The organism is Mesorhizobium sp. WSM4817 (assembly GCF_055811135.1).
The window spans coordinates 66,159-78,189 of sequence record NZ_JBVVQQ010000018.1 but is presented as its reverse complement, the minus strand read 5'-3'; the positions used below and the strand labels follow the sequence as shown (position 1 = coordinate 78,189).

Annotated in this window: 10 protein-coding genes and 1 pseudogene; 6 read left to right on the top strand and 5 right to left on the bottom strand. The window is 63.3% G+C overall.

The genetic code is table 11. From position 1 onward, the window contains the following. Nucleotides 1-89: 89 nt before the first annotated feature. The 3 genes and pseudogenes from ykgO to AC0L2K_RS22995 all read left to right on the top strand — a co-directional run bounded on the left by ykgO (nucleotide 90) and on the right by AC0L2K_RS22995 (nucleotide 2,175). Nucleotides 90-215, top strand: a complete 126-nt coding sequence (gene ykgO / locus AC0L2K_RS23005) for a type B 50S ribosomal protein L36 (protein WP_006327841.1) — start codon at nucleotides 90-92, stop codon at nucleotides 213-215. 219 nt (nucleotides 216-434) lie between these two features. After that, the gene (locus tag AC0L2K_RS23000; RefSeq protein ID WP_023797025.1) at nucleotides 435-1,019 is read left to right on the top strand and encodes a tetratricopeptide repeat protein; all 585 of its coding nucleotides are present in this window, start codon (nucleotides 435-437) and stop codon (nucleotides 1,017-1,019) included. Nucleotides 1,020-1,106: 87 nt separating this feature from the next. Next, nucleotides 1,107-2,175, top strand: a pseudogene (locus tag AC0L2K_RS22995) (alpha/beta fold hydrolase). Between the two features lie 33 nt (nucleotides 2,176-2,208). Here the strand turns inward: AC0L2K_RS22995 and pyk are convergent. Together pyk and AC0L2K_RS22985 are read right to left on the bottom strand one after the other, a co-directional pair. Next, entirely contained in the window at nucleotides 2,209-3,645 is a 1,437-nt protein-coding gene (pyk, locus tag AC0L2K_RS22990; RefSeq protein ID WP_128176197.1) for a pyruvate kinase, read from the bottom strand. Continuing rightward, nucleotides 3,642-4,130: a DUF1036 domain-containing protein gene (locus tag AC0L2K_RS22985; protein ID WP_473497235.1), complete on the bottom strand. Its 489-nt coding sequence runs from the start codon at nucleotides 4,128-4,130 to the stop codon at nucleotides 3,642-3,644. Before AC0L2K_RS22985 ends, pyk begins: the two co-directional genes overlap by 4 nt. 246 nt (nucleotides 4,131-4,376) lie before the next feature. Here AC0L2K_RS22985 and AC0L2K_RS22980 point away from each other — a divergent pair, with 246 nt between their 5' ends. The 3 genes from AC0L2K_RS22980 (at nucleotide 4,377) to AC0L2K_RS22970 (ending at nucleotide 6,899) form a co-directional block, all read left to right on the top strand. Next, nucleotides 4,377-5,174: an N-formylglutamate amidohydrolase gene (locus AC0L2K_RS22980; RefSeq protein WP_473532404.1), complete on the top strand. Its 798-nt coding sequence runs from the start codon at nucleotides 4,377-4,379 to the stop codon at nucleotides 5,172-5,174. Between the two features lie 25 nt (nucleotides 5,175-5,199). Beyond that, the gene (locus AC0L2K_RS22975; protein ID WP_023797020.1) at nucleotides 5,200-5,508 is read left to right on the top strand and encodes a DUF1244 domain-containing protein; all 309 of its coding nucleotides are present in this window, start codon (nucleotides 5,200-5,202) and stop codon (nucleotides 5,506-5,508) included. A gap of 194 nt (nucleotides 5,509-5,702) precedes the next feature. Beyond that, a complete protein-coding gene (locus AC0L2K_RS22970; protein WP_023797019.1) occupies nucleotides 5,703-6,899 on the top strand; it encodes an MFS transporter in 1,197 nt (398 codons plus the stop codon). Between the two features lie 153 nt (nucleotides 6,900-7,052). Here the strand turns inward: AC0L2K_RS22970 and AC0L2K_RS22965 are convergent, their stop codons facing one another. From AC0L2K_RS22965 to AC0L2K_RS22955, 3 genes are all read right to left on the bottom strand, one after another. Next, nucleotides 7,053-7,211 carry a DUF3309 family protein gene (locus AC0L2K_RS22965; protein WP_023797018.1) on the bottom strand — a complete coding sequence of 53 codons (159 nt, stop codon included), beginning with the start codon at nucleotides 7,209-7,211 and terminating at the stop codon, nucleotides 7,053-7,055. Between the two features lie 107 nt (nucleotides 7,212-7,318). Further along, the gene (locus tag AC0L2K_RS22960) at nucleotides 7,319-10,495 is read right to left on the bottom strand and encodes an efflux RND transporter permease subunit (RefSeq protein ID WP_473532403.1); all 3,177 of its coding nucleotides are present in this window, start codon (nucleotides 10,493-10,495) and stop codon (nucleotides 7,319-7,321) included. A 2-nt stretch (nucleotides 10,496-10,497) separates the two neighbouring features. Further along, complete coding sequence (locus tag AC0L2K_RS22955) at nucleotides 10,498-11,676, bottom strand: efflux RND transporter periplasmic adaptor subunit (RefSeq protein ID WP_419695037.1); 1,179 nt, start codon at nucleotides 11,674-11,676, stop codon at nucleotides 10,498-10,500. Nucleotides 11,677-12,031: the final 355 nt, after the last annotated feature.

Here is a 12,031-nt window from a genome sequence, read left to right as displayed (position 1 = left end):
TTTATGAGCCACGCACAAGTTGAGAGGCGCGCTTTCCGAGCGCGCCTTAATAATTCGGCCCAAGCGGGCCCAGACCGACGGGCAAGACCATGAAGATCAAGAATTCGCTCAAGGCGCTCAAGGCGCGTCACCGCGACAACCAGCTGGTTCGCCGCAAGGGCCGCGTGTACATCATCAACAAGACCGCTCCGCGCTACAAGGCGCGCCAGGGCTGAGCCTTTTCGCGTTGGGGGCGCCTGCCTCCGCGCCTGCATGATGTACCGCATCGATCCAAAAATCGGAATCGATTTTCGGAAAGCACGATGCCAGGAATTCAAAATGCTGGAACGGCCTTTACGCGTCCAAAAGGACGCGTGGCGCTCTAATACCGGCCTGCCGGCCCTTTCACGCTAAATTCAGTTTGACGATCCGCTGTCCGGGGTTAGATTCCGGTCATGCGGATTCATTTTGCATTCTTCGCGGCGCTTTTTCTTTTCGGTGTCGCCCCGCTTCCGGCTCAAGCGGAAGACCCGGTCACCCCTCCGGTTGCCACGACCAGGGAGGAAAGGCTCGACCAGCTGTTTGTCGACCTGAAGCGCGAGCTCAATGAAAAAGCCGCCGAGCGCATCGCGGCGCGCATCTCGCACGAGTGGTCGCAATCCGGCAGCGCCTCGATCGACCTGATGATGCAATGGTCGCAAAAGGCGGCCGAAGACAAGAAGTTCGACGTGGCGCTCGACTTCCTCGACCAGGTGGTGACGTTGCAACCGGCCTATGCCGAAGGCTGGAACCGGCGCGCCACCGTGCATTTCATGATGAATAACTTTGGGAAATCGATGGCGGACATCGACCGCACGCTGCAGCTCGAGCCGCGCCATTTCGGCGCGCTGTCCGGCCTGGCGCAGATCATGGCGGTAACCGGCCACAAGCAGTCGGCGCTGGAAGCCTGGCAGCGCGTGCTCAGCATCTATCCGATGATGCGCAGCGCCCAGGATCAGGTCGGCACGCTTTCGGAAGAACTTGCCGGCGAAGGGATCTGAATTCCCAGTTGGCGGACAATTCCACTTAAGTGAAAGCCTTTTTAGCTAGACTGTGAACTAATTTCGCTCCGGTCCGTACCTCTCTCCATGAACCCGATCTACGCCGCGCTCGCCTTCCTCCTGGCGCTTGTGTTCACCCTTGCAGGTGTCACCCGCGCCGGTTCATGGCTGATCGAGCGCCGCAATCCGCCGAGCGGCGACTTCGCGGATATAAACGGTGCCCACATCCACTATGTTCACGTTCCGGCGCGGGAAAACGCCGAACTGCCGCCGATTGTCTTTATCCACGGCGCCAGCGCCAATCTCAGGGATCAGATGCTGCCGTTGGAGGCCCTTGCTGGAAGGCCGTGCCGAGATGCTGTTCTTCGACCGCCCGGGTGCAGGCTGGTCGGCGCGCGGCCCCGGCAACAACGAGACCCCATCGGCGCAGGCCAGCACCATCGCAGCGCTGATGGACCATCTCGGCATCAGGAAAGCCATCATCGCCGGCCATTCCTTCGGCGGCTCGGTGACCACCGCCTTCGGCCGCGAGCATCCCGACAAGACGCTCGGCCTGGTGTTCATGGCGCCTGCCACCCATCCCTGGTCGGGCGGCGCGACCGCCTGGTACTACAATTTGACGACCATTCCGATCGTCGGCCGGCTTTTTTCCGAAACGCTGACCTATCCGTCGGGAACGCTGCAGATGAATGCCGCCACCGCCTGCGTCTTTGCCCCCAACAAGGTGCCGGACTTCTATGTCGCCGAGGTCGCGATCCCGCTGGTGCTTCGGCCGAACGCCTTTCGTGCCAACGCCACCGATGTCGCCGGGCTTTATCGCTACACGCTCGATGCCGCACCGCACTACCGCGATATCAAGGCGCCGACTGTGGTCATCTCGGGCGACCGCGACAAGGTGGTCTATGCAACGATCCATTCGGTCGGCCTCGTCCGCGACATCGCCGGGGCCGAACTGGTCTGGGTCCGCAATCTCGGCCACAAGCCGGACTGGATAGCACCCGATCTCGTTGTCGGCGCGATCGAAAAGGTCGCCGGCAGGGACGTGGACCTCCAGGCAATGGCGAAGGCCGTGGAAATCAGGATTGCCGGCGACACCTACGGCGCCGGCAAATGCGCCGACATCACAGCGCCGGAAGCCGAACTCGCGCCAATTTAGAGCAACCGAAATCATTCGAAGCGACGGCTAAGCCTAGCGGCGGGCCTGCACGTCCGATCCGACATAGGCGATGCGCAGCATGTTGGTGGAGCCGGGCGTCCTCAACGGCACGCCGGCGGTGATGATGACCCGGTCGCCGGGCTTGCCGAACCCCTCGTCCAAAGCGATGCGGCAGGCGCGGTCGACCATGTCGTCGAGGTCGATGGCGTCGGGCGAGACGACGCAATGCGTGCCCCACAAAAGCGACAGCCGCCGCGCCGTGTTGACGATCGGCGACAGGGCGACGATCGGCACCTGCGGCCGCTCGCGCGCGGCGCGCAGGCCGGTCGTGCCGGACGCCGTATAGCTGATGATCGCCGACAGTTTCAGCGTCTCGGCGATTTCGCGGGCGGCAAGCGAAATGGCGTCGGCGCCGGTCGCTTCCGGCTCCGAGCGCTGCGCATTGATGATGCCGGCATAGGTCGGGTCGGTTTCGACCTTGCTGGCTATGCGGTTCATCATCGCCACCGCCTCGACCGGGTAGGCGCCGGCCGCGGATTCGGCCGAGAGCATGATGGCGTCGGCGCCTTCGAACACGGCGATCGAGACGTCCGACACCTCGGCGCGGGTCGGCACCGGCGCGGTGATCATCGATTCCAGCATCTGCGTGGCGATCACCACCGGCTTGCCGGCGCGGCGCGCGGCGCGGGTGATCTGCTTCTGGATGCCGGGCACGGCTTCGAGCGGCATTTCGACGCCGAGATCGCCGCGGGCAACCATCAGTGCATCCGAAAGTTCGATGATCTCGGCCAGCCTGGCGACGGCTTGCGGCTTTTCGATCTTGGCCATGATCAGCGCCCGGCCGCGCGCGATCTTGCGCGCTTCCGCCAGATCCTCCGGCCGCTGCACGAACGACAGCGCCACCCAGTCGACGCCGGTGGCCAGCACAGCATCGAGATCGCTGCGGTCCTTTTCGGTCAGCGCGCCGACCGGCAGGTCGGTGTCGGGCAGGCTGACGCCCTTCTTGTCGGAGATGCTGGTGCCGGCGACGACGGTGCAGGCGATCGCCTGTCCGTCGCTCTCCACCGCCTTCAGCTCGAGCTTGCCGTCGTCGATCAAAAGACGGTGACCGGCCTCGACCGATCTCAGGATTTCCGGATGGGGCAGATAGACCCTGGTCGAGTTGCCGGGCTCGGGATTGTCGTCGAGCGTGAAGGTCTGGCCGAGTGTCAGCGTCTCCTTGCCGTTGGCAAACTTGCCGACCCGAAGCTTGGGTCCCTGCAGGTCGGCGAGAATGCCGATCGGCCGGCCGACCGCTTTCTCGACGGTGCGGATGCGACCGACAAGTGTGCGCATCAATTCATGATCGGTGTGGCTCATATTGATGCGAAACACGTCGGCGCCGGCTTCGAAAAGCTTCTTCAGCATGTCCTCGGAGGAGGAGGCCGGACCGATGGTGGCGAGTATCTTGACCTTGCGGCTGCGTCTCATTGACTGTTTGTTCCCGGGGCGGCTGGAACGCCCCCCGTTGCGGGGTCATCGGTCAGCTGGACCATCCAGCTTGCCTGCTCGCCCGTGTCATATTCCTGGAATCCGGCGCGCTGGAAGCCCCGGGCGACGCAATCGCTAACGCCGGCGATCTTGAACTCTTTTTCGGCCACGCACATGTTGATCGGACCATCCCAGCGCCCGCCGCGCTCGGCGTCTTCTGCATAAAGATAGTAAAATCTTGATGACAGCGGCCCTTCGATCAGCGTCTTGCAGCTCGATCCCTCGATGTGCCACCAGCCTTCGGTGATCCAGCCGGCCTTGGCGCGATAGCCGATGCCGACGCCTACCAGGTTCTGCGTGGCGTTGCAAACACGGAAATCGGCGCGCGCCGGCGAGGCAGCAACCATCGCGGCGAGGCCCACAGCGAAGGTCAGGAACGGCATGGCGAAGGCATGGCGCACACGCGGCCTGCCGGCGGAACCCATCCTGAAACCTCTCAAGAACCACATTTGCATCTCTCAACGCCCCTTTTCGGAAAAGTCCGGGCGCATGTCAACGCGCCCTTCTGCTCAATTCCAATCGATTTAGAAAGGCCTCTAGCGCACGGTCAGTCGCCTTCTGCCAGATTTCCGCAGAAACCGTGGCCAAACGACGGCATTGCGTAATCGTCCCCTTCGTGGAAAGACGATACCATCCTCCCCCGAAGCCAGCGAACCGACCATTTCCCGCCGATGACCCGATCCACAGTTTTCGCGCCTTTCGACGTCGTCGAAGGCGATCGCAAGCGAGGCATCGTGCTCCTGGCCGATCACGCCCGTCGCGACCTGCCGGAAGAGTATGGCAGCCTCGGCCTGCCGGCGGCGGAATTCGACCGCCATATCGCTTACGACATCGGTGTCGAGACGGTGACGCGCGAACTGGCCGCTTTGCTCGGCGTGCCGGCGGTACTCGCCAATTTTTCGCGGCTTCTGATCGATCCCAATCGCGGCGAAGACGATCCGACATTGATCCGCCAACTCTATGACGGCACCGTCATTTCGGGGAATTATCCACTTACCTTGAAAGAACGTGAAAGGCGGCTCGACCGCTTCTATCGACCGTATCACGATGCGGTCGGAGCCATGATCGCCTCGGTGACGCAGGCTTGCGCAAACGCCCCCTTTATCCTTTCGGTGCATTCCTTCACCCCGTTCATGCAGGGATTCGTGCGCCCTTGGCATGTTGGCATCTTGTGGGATCGCGACGACCGGGTGGCGCGACCGCTGATCGACATGCTCGCCGAGGACAAAAGCCTTGTCGTCGGCGACAATGAGCCCTACGACGGCGCGCTGCGCGGCGACACCATGTTCAGACATGCCATCGTCAACGGCTTTGCCCATGCGCTGATCGAAATCCGTCAGGACCTGATCGCCGATCGGCAGGATGCGGTCGCCTGGGCCGAACGGCTGGCGCCGATCGTTGACGCGATCAATCGCCGTCCCGATATACATTGGGTCAAACGATTCGGCTCGCGCACCGGGCCGCTCTAAGGAGGCCCAAGGAGGCCCAGAACACATGACCGAACTCAGCGACGAGCAGAAACGCGATTTCGAAGCCGCCGCCTTCCGCCGACTGGTCGCGCATCTGCGCGAACGCACGGACGTACAGAACATCGACCTGATGAACCTCGCCGGCTTCTGCCGCAATTGCCTCTCCAACTGGTATCGCGATGCCGCGGAGGCCGAGGGTGTCGATCTCAGCAAGGACCAGTCGCGCGAGATCATCTACGGCATGCCCTATGCCGAATGGCAGGCGCTCAACCAGACCGACGCCTCCAATGCCAAGAAGGCCGAGTTCGAGGCAAGACGCCCCAGGGATCACTGAGACCACGATCCCGAAAGTGGAAACCGGTTTTCGGATAAGATCGTGGTCGAACAAAGCCCGACCAGATCGGCTTCATCAACCTGGGTGCAAGCGAGCCGTTTGGCCCAAGCACTTTTCAAGAACGAGCGCTTGACTGAGGATTGAATCGATCTAATTTGCGGCGCGAAACTATTTTTCGCATCGGATTCTACACGATGGACACGCTAAACCGCATGCAGGCTGCCATTCGTGGACGATGGGCGGTGGCTGCCATCTTCCTGGCCAATGGCTTTCTGACCGGCGCCTGGGCGCCGCAGATCCCGGTGGTGCTGACCCGGCTGGATATCAGCAAGTTCACGCTTGGCCTGCTGATCCTGCTGTTCGGCGCCGGCGCGGTCACAGCGATGACCTGGTGCGGCCACCTGATCTCCAGGCATGGGTCGCGCACCGTGCTGCGCTGGTTCGGTCTCATCGGCAGCTCCGGCCTGCTGGTTGTGGCGCTGGCTCCCAACGTGCCGCTGGCGGCCATCGCCATGTTCATCTTTGGCGGTTCGATCGGCGGCATGGATGTCGCCATGAACGCCAATGCGGTGACGGTGGAACGGCGCTTGTCCCGGGCCATCATGTCGTCCTCGCACGGCTTCTGGAGTCTAGGCGGTTTCGCCGGCGGCGCTCTCGGTGGCCTCGCCATACAGAATTACGGTCATCTCGCCCATGCGGCGGTGGTGACGGCGCTCGCTTTTGCCGTGATTGCAGTGGCAGTCCGCTACCTGATCGCCGAGGACAAGCCAGTCCAAGCATCCTCGGGGGTAATCGGGCATCGCAAGTTCGCGCTGCCTGGAAATCCGCTGGTCTATCTGGTCGGGCTGATGGCGCTGATGACGATGATCTCCGAGGGTGCGGTGCTCGACTGGGCAGCGCTTTACCTGCAACAGGAACTCGGCACCGACCTCGCCGTAGCTGGTTTGGCCTACGCCGCTTTTTCCGGCGTCATGGCAGTCATGCGCTTCGTTGGCGACGGCGTCCGCAACCGTTTCGGCGCCGTGACGACGCTGCGCGTTTCGGCGCTTGTCGCCGCTGCCGGCATGCTGGTGGCGGGACTGGCGCCCTCGCCCTGGCTCGCCATCTCAGCTTTTGCCTTTTGCGGCTTCGGCATCGCCAATATGGTGCCGATTCTGTTTTCGGCCGGCGGCAACCAGGAAGGCATGTCGTCCGGCACCGGCATGAGCGTCGTCACCACAATGGGCTATTCCGGCATTCTGGTGGCGCCGTCGGCAATCGGCTTCATCGCCGAGCATTCAAGCTTCGGTCCGATCTTTGTCGCTTTGTCGGGACTGCTGGTCGTCGTATTCTTGATGGCCGGGCTCGCTCACCGCGCCGAATTCGCGCCTGACGCGGCCCCGGCCGAATAGCGCTTCAACGCCTCGTAGAGGAAATTCGCAGCACGGCGAATGCGCACGCTGGTGCGCACGTTGCGATGCATGGCGAGCAAATCAAACGCTACAGCGCTGCGAGTCCTGGAGGACGAGCAGCGCTGCAGGTTCCGCGCGCACCAATCTCCGGGGTTAAATCCTGCCCATCAGCAGCAAAATCAGCAGCACGACCAGGATGACCCCGACGATGCCGGAGGGGCCATAACCCCAGGAACGCGAATGAGGCCATGCCGGTATCGCGCCGATCAGGATGAGGATCAGAATGATGACGAGAATGGTGCTGAGCGTCATGAGAAACTCCCCGCTTTGAGGCATTCCATGACAGGACAATGCAAAAGGCCGCTGGGTTGTTCCCGGCGGCCTTTTCTACCCTGGGGCTGAAATGTGAAGCGAGCGACCTATTCGGCGGCCCTCGGGAAGTCGATCGCCGGCTCGTTGAGCAAGCCGGGCCTGGCGGAGGCCTCCATAGTCGCATCGGCTGGCGTTCCGCGCCGGAACAGCCGACGGAAGAATGCATAGAAGCGGCTGTTCTTGCTGCGCGTGAACACCATCAGCATCGACGGCGTCACCACCAGCGTCAGCAAGGTGGCGAAGGACAGGCCAAAGACGATTGCCGACGACAGAGAAATCCACCATTGCGTCGACGGCGCGTTGATCGTCGTCTCGTGATGGAAGATTTCAAGACCGAGGCCGAAGGCGATCGGCAGCACGCCGAGGATCGCCGACACCGCCGTCAGCACGACCGGGCGGGCACGTTCGCGGCAGGTCTGCAAAACCGCGTCCATCTTGTCCCAGCCTTCTTCGCGCAGCCGGTCATAGGTGTCGATCAGCACGATGTTGTTGTTCACCACCACGCCGGCCAGCGCGATGACGCCGATGCCCGACATGACGATGCCGAACGCCTCTCCGGTCAACAGCAATCCCAGGAACACGCCGACCGTCGCCATGACCACGCAGGACAGCACCAGCCAAACGCTGGTGAACTTGTTGAACTGCATCAGCAGCACCAGGAAGATCAGGAAGATCGCGGCGCCGAAGGCTTTGCTGAGGAAAGCGCTGGCCTCGGCGCTGTCCTCGTTCGAGCCGGCAAGCTTCCAGCGTATGCCGCTGCCGAGATCCATCTCGGCGACCGCCTGGGTGACCTGCTGCTGGACGGAAGCGACCTGCTCGCCGGCGGCGACATTGGCCTGGACGACCACGGTGCGCGCGCCGTCGATGCGGTTGAGGATGCCGACGGTCGGCTCGGGCTTGCGCGCGACGAAATTCGAGAGCGGCACCGACCCTTGCGACGTCTGCACCCTGAGGTCGTCGAGCGTCGACAGCGTGCGCCGGTCCTCGGGCAGGCGCAGCCTGATGTCGACGGCGTCGTCAGCACCGGCCGGCCGGTATTCGCTGAGCTTCAGCCCGTTCGTCACCAGTTGCACCACCGTTCCGACCGAGGTCGGGCTGATGCCGTATTGTGCCGCCTTGGCGCGGTCGACGTCGAGCGCCCAGTCGACGCCCGGCGGCGGCAGGCCGTCGGAAATATCGATGACACCAGGGACCTTGGCAATGCGCGCGGCGACGGCGCGCGCCTTGTCGTCGAGGCCTTGCGGGTCGACGGCCGAAAGCCTGATCTGGATCGGCTTGCCGGTGGGCGGGCCGGCCTCGGGCACGCGAACCTCGACGTCGACACCGGGAATGCCGGCCATGACGCCGCGCAGTTCGTCCAGGATGGCGTTCGCCGATTTGCGCTCGCGCCAGTCGACGAACTCGTACTGGATGACGCCGACCACGTCTTCAGGAATGTCCTGGCCGCCGCCTTGCGTCTTGCCGACTCGGGTATAGACCGATTTCACCCCTGGCCAGCCGAGAAGCCGGTTTTCCGCGGTCGTCGTGGCGGCATCCATTTCGGCGAGCGAAAGATTGCCGCGGGCGTGCACATAAAGCAGGCCGTAGTCGGGCTCGACATTCGGGAAGAACTCGACGCCGGCGCCGTATTTCGAATAGGCAAAGCCAACACCGAACAAAAGCACGACGGTGAGCAGAATGACGGTGATGGGAAAGCGAACCGCCTGCTTGACCACCGCCATGTACCAGCCGTCGCGGTTGTCGTTCTCGTGATGCGGCGGCGCCTTGGCGAACAAGGCGCCCAGCGCCGGTGCAAAGACCAGTGCGTAAAGCATCGAGGCCGAGAGTGTGACGATCAGCGTGATCGGCATGTATTTCATGAAGTCGCCGATGATGCCCGGCCAGAACAGCAGCGGCGAGAAGGCGGCGATGCGCGTCATCGTTGCCGCGATGACCGGACCGGCCATGCGCTTGGCGGCAAGCGCGAAGGCCTCTGCCTTCGGCATGCCTTCGCTCATCCGCCGCTCGGCGAATTCGGTGACGATGATGGCGTCGTCGACGAGCATGCCGACCGCCAGGATGAGGCTGAACAGCACGATCATGTTGATCGTGTAGCCCATCATCGCCAACAGCAGGATGCCGATCAGGAAGGACGATGGAATGGCGAGGCCGATCAGCAGCGAGGCGCGGCCCGACAGCGCGTAGAGAATGACGATGAACACCAGGATCACGGCGATCATGACGTGGTTCTGCAGATCGCCGAGCAACTGGTTGACGAAGACCGATTTGTCCTGCGTGTAGGTGACGTGCATGCCTTCCGGCATGGTCTTTATGAAGGCATCGGACACGGCCCTCACCTGGGCGATCGTGTCGATCAGGTTGGAGCCGATGCGCTTCTTCACCTCGATGGCGATCGCCGGCTTGCCGTCGAGACGGGTCACCGTCTCGGCGTCCTTGAAGGTGGAGCGGACGGTGGCGATATCCTGGGCCTGCACCACGGCATTGGGGCCGGCGACGATCGGAAGCGCCGCCACGTCCTGTGGCGTTTCGATCAGCGACGGCACCTTGACCGCGTATTTGCCCTCGGACCCTTCGATGTTGCCGGCGGCGACGAGACTGTTGGAATCGCCGACCGCACCGATCAGCTGCTCGAGCTGCAGCCCGTAGGAAGACAGTTTCATCGGATCGATGACGACTTCGACGAGATCGTCGCGGGCGCCCTGCAGCGAGCCCTCCAGCACGCCCGGCACTTCCTCGATGCGGTCGCGCAACTCGCGCGCCGCCGTCGTCAGAACGCGCTCGGGCACTTCGCCCGACAGCGTCACGACAAGGACGGGGAATTCGGAGACGTTGACTTCGGAGACCACAGGCTCCTCGGCTGCCTGCGGCAGGTCGGCCTTGCCGTCCTGGACCTTGCTGCGCGTGTCCTGCAGCGCCGTCGCCAGATCCGTCTGCGGGTGGAATTCGACCAGCACGTAACCGCCGCCCTGGAAGGCGGCCGAACGCATCTCCTTGAGCCCCTTGAGGCTCTTCAGCTTGGCTTCCATCGGCCGCAGCAGAAGGCGTTCCGAATCCTCGGGCGAGATGCCCTGATAGATCAGGCTGACATACATCATCGGAATCGGAACGTCGGGTTCCGCTTCCTTCGGTGTCGACTGATAGGCGACCGCACCGGCAAGGATGAGGAACACCAGCACCGAGATGGTCAGCCTGGCATTGCTGATTGCGAGTTTGACGATATCCATGATTACTGCGTCCCGGCCGTCGCTTCGCCCAGCAGCTTCTGGATGGTCGCCTGGTCGGCCTCGACCGGCTTGACCACTTCGCCTTCCTTCACCAGTTCCTGGCCGGCGACGATGATGCGCGCATCGGCAGGGATGCCGCCGAGCACCAGGCCGGTTGGCGTATCGTCGACCAGATCGATCGGGAAGAACACGACCTTGTTGTCCTTGTCGACGGCGCGGATGCCGAGATCGCCCTTGTCGCCGAGCGTCACCACGGAGCGCGGCAGCATGACTGCGTCGGTCGGCTGCGCGCTGAGCCCGATCTCGGCCGTCATCCCGGCAGGAATGGTGCCCTCAGGATTAGGGATTGCGATCTCGACCCGGAAGGTGCGGGTGGCGGACGACGCGTCGCGGCTGATGTAGCGCACGGTGCCCTCGACGATCTGGCCGCTGACCAGCCGTACATTCGCCTTGTCGCCGATCTTCAGATAGCCGAGATCACGCTCGCTGACCTCGCCGCGGGCGATCACAGGGTCGAGGCTCAGAATGGTTGCCACCTCGCCGCCCTGCATCACGGAACTGCCAAGCTCCACCGGCACCCGGTCGATGACGCCGTCGAACGGAGCCCTCACCTCATTGCGATCAAGCTGGGCTTGCATCGCTTCCAGCATCGACTGCGCTAAGGTCAGGGTGGAGCGAGCGTTGTCGAGCTGCAGCTTGGGCAGATTGCCGGTTTTCGCCAGCCGCGAGGCCGCATCGAGTTCGGCCTGACGCTGCGCGACAAGCTGCTTGGCGTTGCTGAGCGCCGAAAGCTTTTCCTCGGTGGCAAGCATCAGCACGAGGTCGCCCGTCTTGACGTGCTGTCCTTGCTTGACCGGCAGCTTGTCGATGATGCCGTCGACCCGGGTCGCCAGCACCGCGCGCTTGTCGGCTTCGGTCAGTCCGGAAATGCGGATGGCGCGCGCATAGGTACGCCTGGGCGGGGTTAAGATCGCGACGGTGCGCAACGGCGCCTTGGGCTGCTCTGCCTCAGCGGGCTTGGCCTTGCCGGCGTCAGGCGCCTTTGGCTGCTCGACCTCCCCCGCCTTGGGTTTGTCGGCGGCCGCGCTGCCGACGGACGAGAACTCGCCCGTCGCCATCCACGCAGCGAACCCGACAAGCACAACAATGGCTGCAAGCTTGTGAAACCTGTACTTCGGCATCGTCATTTTTCCAGTGCGCGGGATTCGACCAGGCCGCGTCTTGTAACTCGGGCGCGTCGCCGATATGGGTGCGCGCAAGGCCGTGTTCAACTTGCCGTGATCGGCGAACGAGCTTCTACATCAAAGTTGCACCGCAATATAGTCAGAAATGTTGATGGGTAATACTTCGATGGGCAGGGTGCGGCCGCCGTGAAGCGCGCCGGACCAGCGCGGCCTTTTATCTGCGACATAACACTCGGCGCAGCGCGGATGCGAAAGCAACCGCCAGACCGCGTCCCTCGGGCAAACCCTTGGCTGCATCGACCGTCATCGGTGCCGTGCCTTGGCTTTCCTCTGCCGCTGGGGAGGCGCCATC